The following is a 19,735-nucleotide window of genomic DNA, read 5'->3' on the forward strand; positions in this document are numbered from 1 at the left end:
AAAATGAATAACGAAGTTTAATTCCATTTATCTTAATAGCGCAATTTACACAACAAACTCGCACACTTTAAAAAATAACAATTTCATTAACGTAAATACCATCATTTTTTTAATTCCGAATAACACAAGACATAACTCAAGAAACAAAAACCCGCCCCTGATTATTAAGATAAATTACTTTTCACACATTCAGAATATTAGTACATAGAGCATTTACACCAAAATTAATTCAATAAAACTCAAATATAAAAATTAGCCAAACAGCATTAAAAATAACAAATTTTATTACTTAATAAAAAACAACAATAAAATTATCTAGGTTAATTTAGTCAAAATAAAATCATTAGCATCTAAAGAATTTCAATGTTTGAATACGCAACTTGTGAACGCAGTGTAATTAAAATGTGTACAAGCGAGCTTTTAATTGCCTATTTATCATACTTCTGCATTAAGGTTTTTTGAGATGAATGACTTTTCTTCAAGCACTTGCTTTGAACTTGTCTCTGAAGCACTAGAGGATATCGAAGCTCTTCATGACGAGCTTCAAGGTATTGATGAGGATAAACATACCAGCCACCGCGTTGTTGACATCGCAAGGCAGTTAGTCGCATTTAAGTCGATCACACCAGATGACGTTGGTTGTCAACTGTGGTTAGCACAAGAGTTACGAGCTTTGGGCTTTTCAATCAAACACTTACCCGTTCGTGATGTAAGTAACTTAGTCGCAAGCATAGGTAATAACAGCGATGCTAGATTTGCTTTTCTTGGTCATACCGATGTAGTACCGGCCGGAAGTGCACAAGATTGGCAGTTTAACCCTTTTAAGCTGACAGAACACAATGGCTGCCTCTTCGCTAGAGGTATTGTTGATATGAAAGGCGCTATTGCCGCATTTTTCTGTGCAATTGAGGCTCTAGTGACAGAATTTGGAATACCGGAAAAAGAGCTTTGGTTGCTACTCACTAGCGACGAGGAAGGCGAAGCGGAACACGGAACCAAGCGGATCACTCAGTTTTTAAAACAGCAGCGTATCACATTTGATTTTACCTTGGTCGGAGAGCCAAGCTCAGAAGCGCAAGTAGCAGATACACTGAAAGTCGGCCGCCGTGGTGCTTTGTCTTTTACCATCAATTTACATGGTAAAAGTGGACATGTGGCTTACCCTCAAAAAGCGACCAATGCCATCCATCTAGCGCAAAATATTATGCAAGCATTATTGTCAATGGATTGGCCTAAGCACTGTGATAACTTTGACTCGACCACACTACAATTCACTCATGTAAATTCTGGCGATTTTGTTGACAACATCATTCCAAGCCAATGTCAGCTAAATTTTAATATCCGTTATACACCCGCATACAACGAATATGAATTGGTCCAGCTGGTCAGAGAAACCATCGAAAAACATACACTCAATTATGCATTAACGACCAATAACTCCTGTAAACCCTATTACTGCGTAAATAATGATGAGATCCCTTCTCCATCCCTCGCTATCGTCTGCGATGAAATCAACAACCAATGTCATTTCACACCAAAACTATCGACCGCAGGGGGAACATCGGATGGCCGCTTTATTGCTGAAATATCAACCTCAGTATTAGAACTTGGATTGGTGAACAAAACCATTCATCAAATAGATGAACACACAACAACATCCGACTTAATCCAGCTTCAACAACTTTACTACGGCATCTATAAACGCCTGCTCTACCCTACGCTTCATGTTCACTCAACCACTCAAGATGAACTGCTGCAACTTCGCTAATTAACAGAAAATAGATAACTTCAAGGAATGCATTATGGCAATCGAAAATGAACGCTCTGTTCGCCCCGCAAACGACACGCTACCGATAGCAATTATTGGCATGGGTTGTCGTTTCCCAGGTCACGCGAATAGTCCTGAATTGTTTTGGGAAAATATTAAACATGGTGTCGATTGCATCATAGAAACCCCAGAATCGAGATGGAATATCGATACTCATTATTCGTCTGTCAAAGCGAATAAAGGCAAGTTGAGCTCAAAATGGGGTGGCTATATCGATGATATCGATAAGTTTGATCCAGCATTTTTTGGGATCACGCCTCGTGAAGCCGAGTTTATGGACCCTCAACAACGTAAACTGCTGGAGGTAACTTGGGAAGCGTTGGAAGATGGTGGGCAAAAGCCATCTGAACTCGCAGGAGAGTCGGTCGGCGTTTTCATGGGTGGGTTTACGCTTGATTATAAAATCATGCAATTCACTAACCCAGATTTTGACAACATTGATGCTCACACTGCGACGGGTGTTATGATGACGATGCTTTCTAATCGCATCTCTCATACTTTTGACTTTAATGGCCCCAGCATGTCCATCGATACTGCTTGTAGCTCCTCTATTGTCGCATTAGATATGGCCTGTAAAAGCCTACAGACCGGGGCAAGTAATATGGCACTCGCAGGTGGTGTGCTATTACATTTGGCACCACAATACACAGTATCCGAGTCTAAAGGCGGTTTCTTATCTCCGACTGGTTTTTCTCATGCTTTTGACGACTCCGCAAACGGCTATGTCCGCGCTGAAGGCGCCGGCGTTGTTGTGCTCAAACGCTTAGATGATGCAATTAAGGATGGCGACCCAATTCATGCGGTGATCTTAGCCACTGGTGTAAACCAAGACGGTAAAACACAAGGGATCACGGTGCCGAATGGGGATGCCCAATTGCGCTTGATGAAGGAAACCTATGCCAAAGCGAATATTGACCCCGGTAAAGTGCAGTACATTGAAATGCACGGCACAGGCACGCCTGTTGGCGACCCTATTGAAGCAAAGTCAGTTGGAACACTCCTTGGGATCAACCGTAATCAAGACGATAAATGCTACATTGGCTCAGTAAAAACCAATATTGGCCATACCGAGGCAGCCGCAGGCATGGCTGGTTTGTTCAAGGCGGTCAAAGCCATTCAAAACAAACAGATCCCACCGCATTTACACTTAAAATCAATTAATCCTAAGATTGATTACGCCAACGCGCCGTATGAGATCCCCACTAAACTTACACCTTGGCCTAAGCATGAAGGTTTAGCCGTTGCGGGGGTAAACTCCTTTGGTTTCGGTGGAACCAATTCCCACGCGGTTATTCAAGAATTTATTGCGCCAGAAGTACCATCAATACCTCCAGCAAATGAGAATGGCCTAAAACTTTATCCATTAAGTGCAAGAGATCAACACGGGATCCATCGCTTTGCCAAAGCGCATAATGAATTTTTGCAAGACAGCGATGCATCACTCAGTGATATTATCTACACACTGGGTGAGCGCCGTGAACATCACCAATATCGTCATGCAATTTGTTTCAAAAATGCAGAGGATCTGCAACAACAACTGCAAACACTAACTCATGATGCTGAATTTGCTGCGGCCAGTACGTTGCGCACGCTGAAAAAAGATGAGCAAAAACTCGTATGGGTCTTCACCGGCATGGGGCCACAATGGTGGGCAATGGGCCGTGAGCTGTACCAATCAGAGCCAACTTTTAAAGCGATGATCGATGAGTGTGATAGCTATATGTCAACACTTACAAATTGGTCATTGGCTGATGAAATGCTTGCCGATGAATCAGCGTCAAACATGCAATATACTTGGCTCGCTCAAACGGCAAACTTTGCCGTGCAAGTTGCACTTGCAGCAATGTGGCGTCAACACGGCATTTCACCTGATGTCATTGTTGGCCACAGTACTGGTGAAGCAGCAGCATTTTATGAAGCCGGGGTCTACTCATTAAAAGATGCTTGCACCATCGTAGTCCATCGTAGCCGTTTACAACATCAATGCCGCAACACAGGTAAAATGATGGCGGTAGGACTCTCTGACAGTGATGTCACGCCTTATCTCAACGACCAAGTTGAAATTGCAGCAGTAAACAGTCCAAACTCTGTCACCCTAGCTGGTGAAGAAAATGCGTTACACAGTATCGAAACACAACTGAGCGAAGCTGGTGTGTTTTGCAAGTTTCTCCGCGTTGAAGTGCCCTATCACAGCCAGTTTATGGAACCGATTAAGACCGAATTGCTCGAGTGTTTAGCTGGTATTCAAGCTAACACCGCACATACTCCATTGTATTCAACGGTAACAGGCACACTTGCAGAGGGACCTGAGCTTGATGCTAACTACTGGTGGCTCAACGTCCGCCAAGCCGTGCGTTTTGTTGATGCCACCCGCGCAATATTACAACAAGGTTATCAAGCATTTTTGGAACTAGGTCCACACCCTGTGCTTGGCGCATCTATTGCCGAAACCGCAGAAGAACAAAGTTGCTCAAGCGTTGTCGTCTCGAGTATGCGCCGTAAATCCGACGAACAACACACCTATTACCACGCCGTAGCTCAACTGTTTGGTTTAGGCTTTGAATTAAATTGGTCAGCCATAAATGGTCGAGGTAAGTTCACTACGTTGCCAACTTACCCGTTCTTGCAAGAACGCTTTTGGACCGAGCCTGAGTACTTTAATCAAGTGCGTTTAGGGCAAAGTAACCATGCTTTCTTGGGCCGTAAACGCAGTGAAGCTGAACATGTTTGGAACGCGGTAACCGACACAAATCGCGATAGTTTTTTAAGCTGTCACCAAATCCAAGGCAATACCCTCTTCCCCGCTGCTGGCTTTATTGAAATGGCGTATGCTGCAGCCAAAGAGACTTGGGGCAATGGCAGCTATGCACTCGACCACTTTGTCATCGATAAAGCGTTATTTTTGAATAATGAACACGCTCCCAATGTGCAATTCATTTTGCACCATGATGAACCGAATTTTAAAGTGGTAAGCCTTGAAGATGGTAAAACGACCCGCCATGTTCAAGGGACAATCCGCCGAGTACAAAGCGCCAACCTTGCTGAGCCTATTGATCTCAATGCTATTCGTAGTGCCGCTACCAGCGCGCAGCAGCACGATGAGTTTTATGCACACCTAAAAGAGTTTGGTTACGAATATGGTCCATGTTTTAGAGCCATTGAACAAATCTGGGCAACAGACAACGGCGTGCTTGCCAAAATCTCTTGGCCTACTCAACTTGAGCGAACAACACAATTTACCCTACACCCAAGTCTACTAGATGCGTGCTTCCAGACGTTAGTATTTACAGAGCTTGCAAGTGCTAATACTCAGCAATTCTCTATCCGCTTACCAGTGATGCTAGAGCAGATCCTGCTTTGCGGGCAGAACAATACTGACTTTTGGTGTTATACCCAAATCACTCATCGTGACGACGAAAAAACGGTCGGTGATTTATACCTCTGTGATGAGTCTGGTCAAGTCTTTGGTGTTATCAAAAACTTTATTGCACAAAGCGTTGACTCCGCTGCAAGTGGGATCACCACCAGAACCATAGATAGCTGGCTTTACCAAGTCAATTGGCTTGCAGAGCCTGATCAGGAAATACAAGAAACTGACACATCGGGGCGTTGGGTGCTCCTCGCAGATCAATCAGGAACAGCCGAACAGGTAGCCGAACGTTTAGCAAAGCTTGGCCACTCTAGCTGTATCGTTAAATCTGGAGAATACTTTGATATCGACAGAGACCATTGTCATGCATGGCTAGTTCCCGATTCACGGGATCACCTTTCACAACTTATCGAGACTTTGGGCAAACAAGAAATTCGTGGCGTTGTGCATTGCTTTAGTCTAGATAACAGCGCGATAGAATCACTGACCCTTGCTCAACTGCAAAGAGAAAAACGTCAGTCGCTACATTCATTGTTAAATCTAGCCAAAACCGTAATTGAACAAGACTGTAAATTCCCGCTTTACGTGGTAACACGCAACGCCAGCCTCGTTAATAGTGAGCAACTTACCGCGGTGATGTCCGCTTCGTTAACTGGATTTAGCCGAGTGCTCGCACAGCAAGAACTGGTTGATAATTGGGGTGGCCTCATCGATGTTGATGGCCAAAATGATGCCGAACATATCACAGCTAGATTATTAAGTGACCGCCAAGAAGGGGAAGTTGCTTTTAGGGAAAATCAGGCCTATGTTGCTCGTTTAGAGCAGGCAACGTCACTTCAACCCGCCTTCCCAACTCGCGTGCAAAGCCATAAAGCACAGTTGATCACTGGTGCATTTGGTTCAATCGGTCAGTTAGTTTGTCAGCTACTCGTCGATAGAGGTGCACGAAACCTCATTTTGCTTGGTAGGAGTCAATTACCTGAGCGTAAGAGTTGGTCAGAACTTACCTCAAGCGACCGTAACTATGATCGCGTTCGGTTTATTCAACACCTTGAAGATCAGGGCGTTAATGTCTCGTTATGGCAGACAGACTTAACTCGAGAGCGTGAACTTCACGCGGCCCTTGAGTCTTATCATCTAAGTGCACAAGCACCGATCAACGGATTATTTTTCTGTGCTGGTATCGTCAATGACACCTTACTTGGCAATATGGATACCAGAGCATTTGACGGTGTGTTTGACACCAAAGCGATTGGTGCGTTGATGCTTCACAAAGCACTCAGTAAAGTTGACCTCGAACATTTTGTACTCTTCTCCTCTGTCGCGGCTCAAGTCACTACCGCAGGACAAACAAACTATGCTTCTGGCAATGCTTTCTTAGATGCCCTCGCCCACTACCGTCGCAATCAGGGTCTTCCGGCGCTGAGTATCAACTGGGGTCCTTGGGCTATTGGTATGATTGAAGAGTTGGGTCTCGCCGAACATTACAAGAACCAAAGGGGCATGAACTGCATCTCACCAAGTGCGGGGATGGCTGTGCTTGAACGTATTCTAGACCAAGATCAACCTCAACTCTTAGTGTGTGACGCCGATTGGTCCAAAGTAACCAATTGGTATGCAGGAAAGCCGAGTTTATTTAGTCACTTGGCTACCCAAGAAAACGACAAGCAAAGCCACCAAGAGCAAGAGTTTGCTCCTTTATACCAGCAAACAGACAGCGCGCTTCGGTTACCGCTTGTTGCCGATCATCTCGCTAATGCTGTCAGCCAAGTATTACGCTGTAAACGAGAGCAAGTGGAATTAGATCTATCGCTCGGTAATCTCGGTATTGACTCTATTATGGCGACAGAACTGAGAAATAAGATCACCACCCATTTTGGTGAAACCCTAACGATTGTACGCCTTCTAAGTGGTGCATCTATCAACGAATTAAGTATAGAGCTTAATGACAAACTCGTTGAGTCGCTTGGCTTTGAAGTCATAACCACAGAAACATCGCAGGTTCAGCCGGTTTCCGAGACCAAGGTTAACTCTATTATCGTATCTGATGCCAATGTGGAAGCCGAATTCCCACTTTCCTATGGACAAAAAGCGATTTGGTTTATCAATCAACTCAACCCAAGTAGCGCTTCCTACAATATCGGCGGCGCGATGCACATTCCTAGTGCCCTGAATATCGACGCGCTGAAAAAAGCCCTTAGTGCTGTAGTTGCTCGCCACCCAATGTTAAGAACAAACTTCTTCTTTAAAGATGGCGAACCCTATCAAAGAGTCTGGACTCATCGCGAGGATGCACTGCAAGTCATTGATGTACATGGTAAGTCTTGGGAAGATATTCAACCTATGATGATTGCAGACAATGAACAGCCTTTCGACCTTGAGCACGACCCGCTGTTTAGACTGTATCTGTATAAGCAAAATGATCAAAGCTACTACTTTGCAGTGACGATTTATCACATCATCTCAGATGCATGGTCAAATTACATGTTTATCGATGAAATGCAGTCACTGTATGCGCATTTTGCAAAAAGTGAACCGTTAGTACTCAGCGAGATAACGTCAAGCTATGAAAAATTTGTCGATTGGGAAACACGCTTTGTTCACTCTCCACGCGGCGCGGCAAACTATAAGTTTTGGCAGAATCACTTACCTGCTGAGATCCCCGTATTAGACCTTGCAACCGACAAACCTAGACCTGCGGTACTCACCAACGTTGGTGATTCATATCATTTTGAGTTGGATAAAGCCCTCACGTCTTCATTGAATACCCTTGCAAAGGCACAAGGGTCCACCATGTTCATGGCGTTGCTTAGCATCTATTACGCAGTCATGCATAAATATACTCAGCAGGATGAGATCATTATTGGCAGTCCCGTGGCCGGTCGTACAAATCCAGAGTTTTCAAACGTCTATGGTTACTTTGTGAATCCCCTACCGCTATGCGCAAGGTTTGATCCTGAAACGCACTTTACTTCGCTTTTAGCGCAGGTGAAAGACATTACCCTCAACGCACTAGATCACCAAGAATATCCGTTTGCGCTGTTAGTGGATAAGCTTGGTATTGAACATGATGCCAGCCGCTCTACGGTATTTCAGGTCATGTTTGTAATGCTCAATCACCGCGTTGAGCAATCGCATATGGATGAAAATAATGTCGCGTACTATAAGGGCTTTCCTATGCAATTTATGGAACTGCCTGAAGAAGAAGGTCAATTTGACATTACGCTTTCGACCTATGAAGAAAATGGCGTGTTCAAAGGCACATTAAAATATAATACCGATCTATTCGAAACCGAAACGATAGCGCAGCTGGCTCGGGACTATATCGCACTGACGCGAATGGTCGTTGATAGTCCAAATCGGCCACTTTCGGAGCTTGCCTTAACAAGTCCAGACGCAATAGATGCCTTGGCGACATTTGCTGAAAGTCAACAAAAGGCACCTGCATTACCGACTTTGGTCAGCCAAATAGAAAATGCGGCGCAACATAGTCCTGAGCTTCCTGCCCTCAGCATTGCCTGTGGAACAAATGCCGGAGAACTGGCTGCTACTTTGAGCTATTGCGAACTGAACGGTCAGGCAAATCAGTTGGCGCGACTAATTAATTCGCAGCTAGATAACCAACCTAGTCAAACGATTGCCTTACATTTTGAAAAATCTATCGCATTAGTTGTTGCTTGTATCGCTACGTTAAAAGCAGGTCATCATTTTGTGGTAATTGACCCGCAGCAACCCAATGAACGCAAGCAACTGTTGCTTGAGCAAAGTCGCTGCACGTTACTACTTTGCGAAGAAGCGCTAACATCAGATCACCCTACACTACTTTGGGAAAGCTTCCAAAGCCAACGAGATGAAATCAGCGAGCACAATTTGGCGTTAAATCATCAGCCAAATGACATCTCGTATATTGTCTTTACTTCTGGCTCTACGGGTACGCCAAAAGCTGTCCAGGTCAGCCATCAAAACTGGGCTACGATCGCTGTGGACTGGTTAGCCCAATTTGATTTAGCACCCACCTCTCATCATTTACAATTGGCCAGCCCAACCTTTGATGTGTTTTGTGGCGATCTCGCGCGCGCATTTTACAATGCGAAGCACTTAGTGTTGTGTCCTAAAAATATGATGCTGAACATGCCGGTGTTGTATGACCTCATTGAGACACAGCAGATTGATACGGTTGAGTTTGTGCCCTCTGTGGTTCGTAATCTCATCTTATTCGCAAAGCAAAGTCAGGTTGGATTCACCAGCTTACGTAGAGTGATTGTTGGCTCTGAGCAATGGCAAATCGCTGAATACCGCGCACTCAAAGGATTGCTACAAGAAGATGCTCGACTATTTAGCTCCTACGGCACATCTGAAGCAACCATAGACAGTAGTTTCTTTGAGGAATCAGAGCAGTACTTAGAAACCAGTGCAACGGTGCCTATCGGCAAGCCTTTCAATGCAACGCAACTTATCTTGCTCGATAAGCAAAACCAATTAGTATCCAGTAACGCAGTCGGCGAAATTGCAATTGCGGGGCAAGGCATAAGTCTTGGCTATCTCAATAATCCAGAGAAAAATGCCAGCCAATTTATCCAACTTCCCGTGTCAGAAAATAGCACCCTACGGGTATATAAAACAGGTGATTTAGGTAAGTGGGACAAACACGGCAACCTACATATTCTGCAACGTATCGACAACCAAGTAAAAATACGAGGTCACCGCGTTGAGCTTGGAGAAATTGAGTCTAGCATCAACCAGATCCCAGGGATTAAGCGAAGCTATGTAAAAGGGATAGAAGTACACGGGCAAACCCAATTAATTGCCTACTTTGAGTCGGATCTTGCGGTCGGTACTGAGTTTGTCCTCGAGCAGTTAGAGAACCAGCTACCAAGCTATATGGTACCTAGTAAGCTGGTTGCTATTGAGCAATTTCCATTACTGAGTAACGGTAAAATCGATGCAGCGGCATTACCACAGGTTGAACTCGCAGAGTTGGTAAGAGCATTCGTAGCGCCTGCCACCTTATTTGAGCAGCAGCTCGCTGAGATTTGGTCCAATATGCTAGGGCAAAAATCCATTAGTCTTCATGATGATTTTTTTGCCCTTGGCGGTAACTCTTTATATTTGATTGAGCTAATGGTCAGGATCCAATCAGCCTTCAGCATCAAAATGGAAGTTAATCAGCTATTTAGATTTACAACCTTACATGGCATGGCGAGTGCAATTGAAGATGTAGTAACAGGAAAAGAAACGGGCGCGTCCCCTTACCTTATCTTCAATGCGGGTCAATCTACTCGTTTATTTGCGCTACCACCAGCGGGTGGTTACAGCATCGTTTACAAGGCATTTGCCGACGCATTGCCTAACACTGAAGTGATCTCTTTTAATTACCTCGAAAGTGACACTAAGGTTAGCGACTATGCCGACCAAATTATGCAAATTCAACCTCATGGCCCCTATACCCTATTTGGATACTCCCTTGGCGGTAATTTAGCCTTTGAGATTGCTAAGGAGCTGGAAAACCGAGGTCAACGTGTCGGGGATGTGGTGATCTTAGACTCATTCAGGATCACCGAAACAGTCAAAATGCGGGAGCAAGACTTCGCGCACTTTGAGCAAGAGTTAAAAGCACATTTCGCCCGCCACACCGGCTCAAATACGGTACACGAGCATACACTGGCACAAGCGAGAGACTATATCGATTGGTGTTATAAAGTGAAAAACCTAGGTCAGGTTCACGCAAAACTGCACTTTATCGTCGAGCAAAATGCACATGCAGAAGCTGCTCGTCTAACCAGTTGGGATGCAGCATCAGACGCCGAAGTCATTACCTATCAGGGAGTTGGTAAACATGAGGAAATGTTGATGCCAGATATGATGCAGGCAGGCAACGGCGCAATTATGCAAAGTATTCTACAGGATACCCAAAGCCAAGCGGTAATAGCAACAAACGTGGAGTAACAGCTCGCCCCAAAGCCATCGCTTTGGGGCTTTCTAACGACTTTAAGGACAGAATTATGACCACACAAAGACAATCTATGATCATCATAGGTGCCGGTATGGGTGGACTCTCAACCGGTAGCTATGCACAAATGAACGGCTACAAGAGCGTGATCTTAGAACTGCACGATATTCCCGGCGGCTGCTGCACATCGTGGGAACGCAGAGATTATATTTTTGATTGGTGTATTAGCTGGCTACTGGGTAGTGGCACAGGCAACGGCATGAATCAAATCTGGCAAGAGTTAGGTGCGCTGGATGATAAAGAAATTAGAGACTTTGAAATCTTCAATTCAGTTATTGATGAAGAATTAGGAGAAGTGCATTTCTATGCAGATCCAGATAAACTCGAAGCCCACCTCTTAAGTATTTCTCCCGCTGACAAGAAACTCATCACACAATTTTGCGATGGCATTCGTGAATTCGTCAAAATGATAGACGCTTATCCCTTTCTGGTGCCAGTTGGCATTATGTCACGCTGGCAGAAGCTAAAAATGATGTGGCCATTTATCAAAAAATTCAATTTAATCCGCAAATCCATGGCGACATTGATGTCGGACTTTGCCGCTAAGTTTTCACATCCGCTGCTGCAAAAGGCATTTAACGTTATCTTTTATGAGCAACATCCTAGTTTCCCGCTATTACCTTTCTATTTTAATTTGGCCTGCGCGGCAAAAGAAAATGCAGGTGTGCCCGAAGGTGGCTCGTTAGGTCTCGCACAATCGATGGAAGCAAGATATAAAAAGTTGGGGGGTGACATCATATACAACACCCGAGTACACAAGATCTTGGTCGAAGACAACAAAGCCATCGGTGTTGAACTCAGCGACGGCCAAAAAATGTATGCCGATATCGTGATCTCAGCATGTGACGGTACGGATGTGGTAAAAAACATGCTTGATGGCCAGTATTCCAGCCCAGTGTTAGACAAGTTATATGACGAGTTAAGAGAGACCGATGGTCAAATGTTCCCAGGATACGTCTCTGTGTTTTTAGGGGTAAACAAGGACTATACCCATCACCCCCATTGCCGCACCCACTTGTTAGACCAACAAGATCTTGTCCACTGCCCAGGTATGACGCATCCGGGGATCAATGTGCAGGTGCGCAATGTACACTACCCCCATATCGCCCCAGAGGGCAAATCCGTGCTTTATATCACTTACTTCTCAACCTATGAGCCGTGGGCTGAATTAAATAATTTTCAAGAAACAACGGCGACTAAACGCCATCACACTAGAGTCAAGCGTAGCGTTCAATATCGCCTCGCTAAAAAGACCTTAGGTGAATTTATAATCGATAAGCTCTCCACTCATTTTGAGGGACTAAAAGAGCATATCGAATATATCGACATCGCAACCCCGTTGACTCAAGTTCGCTATACCCGCAACAGCAAAGGAACGGTATTGGCGTGGCAGCCATTTTTGGAAAGTGGTGAAAGTTTAGAAGACGAAATAAATGCCAACGGGACAACGGGACTGCCAGGCCTTAGCAACTTTTATATGGCTGGTCACTGGGTGACAACCGGCGGGTTGATCCGCGCTGCAGCTACAGGCAGACATGTTCTGCACTTTGTATGCCGTGATGATGACAAGCCGTTTCAGGCTTGGATCGGTGAAAACCCACTACACCAACCTCAATCTTATAGAGAACAAAAGCAGCATGTTGCTTAACCAAGAGAATTAAAAGGAAATATTATGAGTACTCGTATTGGCCTATTTTATGGCAGCACAACAGGTAACACAGAGGCCGCAGCAGAATTAATAAAAGCAAGCTTAAACCAGTTTACCATCGACCTCTTTGATATAGCAGATACTGAATTAACCTTAACCGAGAACTATGAATTTTTGATTTTTGGTATTTCAACGTGGGAATACGGTGGTTTACAGGATGATTGGGAGTCACGTTGGGAAAGCCTAGCACAACAGGATTTCAGCGGAAAAATCGTGGCTATCTTCGGTCAAGGCGATCAAGTTGGTTATGATGAGTGGTTTCAAGACGGTATCGGCATCTTACACGATAAACTAACCGAACAAGGCGCCACAGCAATTGGTTACTGGCCAAATTCAGGTTATCACTTCACCAAGTCTAAAGGGTTAAGTGAAGACGGCAGTGAGTTTCTCGGCTTGTCGCTTGATGATGATAACCAACCAGAACTCACCGAGCAGCGCATCAACGACTGGTGCCAAGAGATTGCCGCCGTGCTTCAAGAACTTACCTGCGAAACAGCTTAAGGCGCACTTTGTGTTTTCGCTCGGCGGGCTAATTCGATATTTAAAATGGCTAGTCGAGCATCATTAAAAGAACGAAACTATGTCCGAACAACAAAAGTCTGTGATTATCATTGGTGCTGGTATGTCTGGTCTTGGTACCGCTGCTTATAGCCAAATGAATGGCTATCAATGCACCGTCTTCGAACTGCATGAAACGCCGGGAGGGTGTTGCACCTCTTGGCAACGAAAAGAATACACTTTCGATTGGTGTATCAGCTGGTTAAACGGCACGGGAACCAACAACGAAATGGCAACCATCTGGGGTGAGCTAGGCTGCCTTGAAAACGTGCCTATTTACAACACTGAGATATTTAACTCAGTCGTCACGGCTAACGGCGAAAAGATCCGCTTTTATGTGGATCCAGACAAGTTAGAGTCCACCCTGATTGAGCGCTTTCCTGAAGATAGCAAACTAATCATTGAATTGTGTGGACATATCCGAAAACTACGCAAGTGTATGCCGTATTTCCCTTTTCTTAAAAGTGGTGGCTTGATGACATGGTGGGAAAAAAGCAAAATGATGTGGCAATTGCTACCCTATATGCGCACCTTTATGAAAACGCTTGCTGTCACTATGGAAGACTTTTCTAAGCGCTTTTCAAACCCCACGCTTGCGGAAGCACTCAACTGGATTATTTTTGACCGCCATAGCGAGCTACGATTAATGCCCTTTGTCTTTAATTTAGCTTGTGCTGCAAACCAAAATGCAGGAGTGCCTAGTATTGGTTCATTAGGCCTTGCAAAGCGATTGGCAAATCGGGCAAAAGAACTAGGGACAAACATTCATTATAAAAGTAAAGTCGAGCACATTCTCACCGACAATAACCGCGCGGTTGGTGTGCAATTAGCCGATGGCTCTGTCCATTACGCTGATTATGTTGTCGCCAGTTGTGATAGTTACAAACTCACTCGTAAGATGTTGCAAAATCGCTACCCTCACCCTGTGCTTGATAAGCTTTTCACAAAGCTAGAAGAAGATGCAAACAGCGTGGTATTTCCGGGCTGTGTTGCGGTATTTATTGCGGTAAATGCAGACTATTCAGACCATGACCCTTATACCTCTTACTTATTACCCGAATCGATTTCGCACCAACTGGTCGGTAATTATCATAGTGGGGTTGGTGTGCAAATCCGCAATACGCTATATCCAGATCATGCACCAAGTGGCAAGTCAGTTCTTTACGTCACTTATTTATCAAAAAGTGACGTATGGCAAGCGATGGAGCAAAGCGTCGTGCAATCTACCTCTTCAGGGCAAAGTCGTAATCCATATACACGTAAACGCCGTTCACCCGAATATAAGCAAGCAAAGAAAAAAGTGGGTCAGGCGATAGTCGAGTTCCTTAACCAATATTTTGAAGGCCTTACAGATAAAGTTGAGTTTATAGATGTTGTAACGCCATTAACCAGTGAACGTTATACCGAGAACCACAATGGGACCGTTTTAGCTTGGCACCCTTTTGCGCCACTGACAGAAGAATTAGAGAATTACCAAATCAAGCATGGTCCTACTTTCCCGAATCTAGACAACTTTTATTATACGGGGCAATGGAGCACATTTAGCGGCGTAACACACTCAACGGCAAGTGGCCGCTATGTTGCACAATACCTTTGTCGACAAGATAAAAAACCATTTAGGGTTTGTTATCCAGAACAGCAAAACACAAAGCAGCACATCACCAATGAGGCAGACAATTATGCCTAGTCCACTCAAAAACCAACTTCGTAGGTTTTTTGCTATTACTTGCTACCCTTTGATCGTTTTGATCCTTATTGGTTACAGTATCTTTGTCTTACAACAAGGCATTGACCTTGGATTAGCAGCATTCTCTAGTGTGCTTATCATCATTGCCTATTTTATTATCATGGAAAGACTAAACCCGTTTAAAACACAATGGCATCCCAGTAAAAAGGAATGGAGCAGAGATGGCTTGTGCTTTATTCTCGTCATCGTATACGGGGCGTTTAGCGAGACACTAGTGCGAGTAATTGCACTCCAGCTCGCCCCTATCGAAAATACTTTGAGCTTGGCACAAAATGCCATTCTAGCCATTCTCGTCGGCTCGTTTATCGGGTACTGGCTACATAGATTAGAACATCGGCATCTGTTTCTTTGGAGCTTTCATGGGATCCATCATCGGCCTAACAAAGTTACGGTAAGTAATAACTCTGTCGTTCACTTTCTGGAAGTATTGTTAAGCGCGCTAGTTATACAGACTACATTTCTATTGCTTGGTTTCTCAGCCGAAGGAATGTTCATTGCCGGTCAATTTACTGCTCTGCACGGATATTTCATTCATGCCAATGTAAACGTTCGTATGGGATGGCTAAACTACATCGTGGCAACACCAGAGCTCCATCGTTTCCATCATAGCGTAGAATTGAAAGAGGCTGGAAATTTTGGTTCTGATTTGAGTATTTGGGATCAGTTATTCGGAAGTTTCTTTTACCGCCCAGATAGTAGTCCAATTCAAGTTGGAGTTACTAAGCCATATTTATTTCCAAGTGCCTTTGAGGTTGCTAAAGGTATTCTTCATCCATTTCGATGGTTCATCAGTAAACGTGGAAATAGACCAAGATACACCAAATCAACTCCGCTACCTCAAGAATATGACATCGAGTCACGTTCCACTCCCTCAACAGTAGATATTAGGAAAAGGTAGCTGCATGAAAGATCTAACTCAAGGTTCCTTACCTAAGCATCTAGTAGCTATGGCGCTACCCATGTCAATTGGGATGTTTGTGCAAACACTTTATGTGCTTACCGATCTCTATTTTGTTTCAGACTTGGGCAGTGCTCCAGTCGCAGCGCTCAGTTTAATTGGCAATATCATGTTTTTGATTTTCGCCGTCAGCCAGATTTTGAATGTCGGAACCGCAACATTAGTTGCACATGCGGTAGGAGAAAAGGATCAGTCCAGCGCCAATCTTGTATTTAACCAAGCACTATTCGCTTCCGTGGTACTTGGTACCATCTTGCTACTAACTGGTATCTTTGGCATCAAATCTTATCTGCACATCACCAGCGAAGATCCCGCCACCACAGAGGCAGCATTAAGCTACTCATACTGGTTTTTACCCTGTTTAGTGCTGCAGTTTATTATGACTACAATCGGTGCTGCACTGAGAGGAACTGGTGTTGTAAAGCCAATGATGATCGCGCAAATCGGCTCTCTTATTATTAATATTATTCTGTCGCCCATCTTAATCTCGGGATGGCTATTCGGAATAGAAATGGGCATTGCAGGTGCGGGGCTGGCCAGTTCCATTTCTGTTGTGATAGCCATGCTTTCACTTTGGTTTTATCTCAATTACGACAGGCGTTATTTGGTGCTAGATAGCCAATTGTTTCTAACGTTTCATCGTCACACCATAAAACGGCTATTTTCTGTGGGGTGCCCAGCAGGTGCAGAACTTATTCTGATGTTTGTTTATATGTCGACAACATTTTGGGTATTAAAAGATTTTGGCACCAATGTACAAGCCGGATTTGGAATTGGCTCGAAAGTGATCCAAGCTCTGTTTTTGCCCGTGATGGCCGTCGCATTTTCACTGCCTGCAATAGCAGGACAAAATTACGGCGCAGGGAACTTCAAACGATTTAGACAGGCATTCTATTGGTCACTGTTCGCGACTTGTAGCTTGATGTTGGGCGTTTCCTTACTCGCAGCACACTTAGGCGCTCAACTCGCCATGCCATTTTCAGAAAACCCGCAAGTCATCGAACACACTCGTTACTTTCTATATATCGTCGCTTGGAGCTTTATCGCAACGGGGGTTATTTTCACTTGCTCGGGATTGTTTCAAGCCTCAGGTAATACGTGGCCACCACTTTACAGTAACACCACGAGACTATTTACCTTTGTACTACCAATCATCTGGTTAGTAAAACAACAGCAACTTACAATTACGGAACTGTGGTATATCACGGTGTTAAGTGTGGTAGTCCAAGCCCTCGTGAGCCTTACGTTTGTGGCTTTCTCGCTACGCACGACCTACAAACTGCCAGCCACTTTCACAGCAACTAAAAAGAACCTATTGAGTTAACAATGAGCCAAGTCACATTACAAACATGTAGAGATTGCATAGATTCAAAATGGCTAGTTTTATTAAATAAGCCTAACACCATTCGCAAACAACTCGTTTGCTTTCCTTTTGCTGGCGCAGATGCAGCTGTTTATCAAAACTGGGCAGGAAAACTGCCTGAAGATGTCGCTTTATATGCACTCCAAGCCCCCGGGCGAAAGGAGCGGAGTCATGAAGCCGCCATTGATAACATTCATACCTTGGTCAATGAAATAGCACCTATTTTGAGCGAGGCAACACCACTGCCTAGCGTATTTTACGGTCATAGCAATGGCGCTTATATTGCGTATGAGCTTGCCTTAGCACTTCAACATAGCAGCTGTAATATCGTTAAACACCTGTTTATTGCAGCAAGGAAGGCACCGCAATATGCGATAAGAAAATCCCCCTACCATACTCTTGACGATAAGAAGTTCATCGACTCGGTAAATTTAATGGGCGGGTTACCACCGGCTTTGCTCAACGATATCGAACTGCAACAACTGATGCTGCCAACGTTAAAAGCAGACTTTAAGCAGGGAGAGACCTATCAATACGACTCAACTTGTAAACTCGACGTCCCTGCAACCGTGTTATATGGTACTCGGGATAAAGCAGCAACAGGGATGGATATGCAACATTGGGAAAGCTGCTTTAAACAAGGTATCGCGCCTAAAGCAATACCTGGTCGGCACTTTTTTATGCAGGACTCCTCGGCTTTGGTGCTAAAAGAAATCAACGCGGTGTTGGAAACACTGAGCCCCTTATAGTTGGGGCTCTTTGGTTACTTCAATTTGCCTAATGGCCAATCCTTGAATTTCTATTACTTTAAACTTAAAACCATCAACTTCTAACGACTCTCCTTCGGCAGGAAAATGCTTTAACCTGTGGATCACAAAACCGGCTAAGGTTTCTATGGCTTCAATCGGTTCAAACTCGTACTCAATCACCGAAGCTTGAAAGTCCTTAATCGACATATCGCCCTGCACTAGCCATCGGGTGTTATCCTTTTGTCTAAATTGGGCTTCTATTGCTTGGTCGTCTTTCAGTGCAATTAAATTCAAGATGCTGGATAACGTTACCATCCCGACCACTGTTGAGAATTCATTGATCACAACCGCACAGTTGCTTTCATGACTTTTCAACCCATCTAGCGCATCGGAAAGGCTTAGAGTATCAAGTAAAATGACCGGCTTATGGAATTCTTGTTGTTGACCATCCAGTAACGGCTTTTTAGCCAAAATATTACTAAGCAGTTGCTTTGCCTCAGGTGCAGCTATCACTTTGTCGAGCGAGCCGTCACACAGCAAATACTGTTGAAAACTGTGCGCTTGAATTAACGTGCTCAGGTTTTCTTCTGATTCTTGAATGTCTAACCACACGATTGCATCGCGATTGATCATCGCTTGGGTAATATTAGTCTGGTTAAGGTCGAGCACATTGCCAATGATATTGTACTCGTGTTCGCACAGTTCACCCTGCTCAGCACTTTGATCAACCACCGCATAAATATCATCACGCGTTACCTGTTCGTCACGCTCATTTGGTAAATTGAATAGCTTTATAATCCAATCAGCGAACACGTTAAATAGCCAGATAATAGGCTTAAAAATCCATACACTGGCAAGCATAAGATGGATAAATCGCATCGCGATAGTTTCTGGGATAACCATAGCTATTCGCTTTGGCAATAAATCAGCAAACAGTACAAATAACGATGTGATCAGTAAAAACGACACCACTGTGGATATTTGCAATAACATCGAGGCATGAGCCGCAACATCGGCAAACATAAAACTTGCAACCCAGTTTAGTAGTTGCAATACATAAGGGGTAAACACCGACTCGCCTATCATACCCGCGACAATCGCCAAAGCATTGAGTACCACCTGTACCGCAGCAAAAAACTGATGCGCATTGGCCTGCAAATACAATACTTTCTTGGCTCTAACGTCACCAAGATCAAATAAGGTTTGTAATTTAACTTTGCGTGCCGCTGCCAATGATATTTCACACAGCGCGAAAACTGCACTCAAGCTAATGAGTAACAACACCCAAAAAAAGTCCACAGATACACCTAAAAAAGAAAGCGAGAATTCGACGCGATGTATACGCCTATTTTATGACTTTAGCAATGTAATTCGCGTCAAATAATTAAATTTTTGTCGCCTATCTCGTACTGTTCGCGACGAATAAAAAAGTACGTCAAGGAAG

At 44.2% G+C, this 19,735-nt stretch carries 9 protein-coding genes; 8 read left to right on the forward strand and 1 reads right to left on the reverse strand.

Annotated elements, in window-relative coordinates; genetic code table 11:
• Nucleotides 1–463 precede the first annotated feature (463 nt).
• From dapE to PNC201_RS09405, 8 genes are all read left to right on the forward strand, one after another.
• Nucleotides 464–1,768: a succinyl-diaminopimelate desuccinylase gene (gene dapE, locus PNC201_RS09370; RefSeq protein WP_102056891.1), complete on the forward strand. Its 1,305-nt coding sequence runs from the start codon at nucleotides 464–466 to the stop codon at nucleotides 1,766–1,768.
• Between the two features lie 34 nt (nucleotides 1,769–1,802).
• Nucleotides 1,803–11,144, forward strand: a complete 9,342-nt coding sequence (locus PNC201_RS09375; protein ID WP_102056892.1) for a hybrid non-ribosomal peptide synthetase/type I polyketide synthase — start codon at nucleotides 1,803–1,805, stop codon at nucleotides 11,142–11,144.
• 56 nt (nucleotides 11,145–11,200) lie between these two features.
• The gene (locus tag PNC201_RS09380; RefSeq protein ID WP_102056893.1) at nucleotides 11,201–12,856 is read left to right on the forward strand and encodes a phytoene desaturase family protein; all 1,656 of its coding nucleotides are present in this window, start codon (nucleotides 11,201–11,203) and stop codon (nucleotides 12,854–12,856) included.
• Between the two features lie 24 nt (nucleotides 12,857–12,880).
• Nucleotides 12,881–13,417, forward strand: a complete 537-nt coding sequence (fldB, locus tag PNC201_RS09385) for a flavodoxin FldB (protein ID WP_102056894.1) — start codon at nucleotides 12,881–12,883, stop codon at nucleotides 13,415–13,417.
• A gap of 79 nt (nucleotides 13,418–13,496) precedes the next feature.
• Nucleotides 13,497–15,161: a phytoene desaturase family protein gene (locus tag PNC201_RS09390; RefSeq protein ID WP_102056895.1), complete on the forward strand. Its 1,665-nt coding sequence runs from the start codon at nucleotides 13,497–13,499 to the stop codon at nucleotides 15,159–15,161.
• Nucleotides 15,154–16,119, forward strand: a complete 966-nt coding sequence (locus tag PNC201_RS09395) for a sterol desaturase family protein (RefSeq protein WP_102056896.1) — start codon at nucleotides 15,154–15,156, stop codon at nucleotides 16,117–16,119. Before PNC201_RS09390 ends, PNC201_RS09395 begins: the two co-directional genes overlap by 8 nt.
• Nucleotides 16,120–16,123: 4 nt before the next feature.
• On the forward strand, nucleotides 16,124–17,503 hold the full coding sequence (locus PNC201_RS09400; protein ID WP_102056897.1) for an MATE family efflux transporter: 1,380 nt from the start codon (nucleotides 16,124–16,126) through the stop codon (nucleotides 17,501–17,503).
• Between the two features lie 2 nt (nucleotides 17,504–17,505).
• A complete protein-coding gene (locus PNC201_RS09405; RefSeq protein WP_102056898.1) occupies nucleotides 17,506–18,291 on the forward strand; it encodes a thioesterase II family protein in 786 nt (261 codons plus the stop codon).
• Here the strand turns inward: PNC201_RS09405 and PNC201_RS09410 are convergent.
• A complete protein-coding gene (locus PNC201_RS09410; protein WP_010372478.1) occupies nucleotides 18,286–19,590 on the reverse strand; it encodes a hemolysin family protein in 1,305 nt (434 codons plus the stop codon). The two genes, PNC201_RS09405 and PNC201_RS09410, sit on opposite strands and share 6 nt — an antisense overlap.
• Nucleotides 19,591–19,735 lie beyond the last annotated feature (145 nt).

The organism is Pseudoalteromonas sp. NC201, from assembly GCF_002850255.1.
Taxonomy (GTDB): domain Bacteria; phylum Pseudomonadota; class Gammaproteobacteria; order Enterobacterales; family Alteromonadaceae; genus Pseudoalteromonas.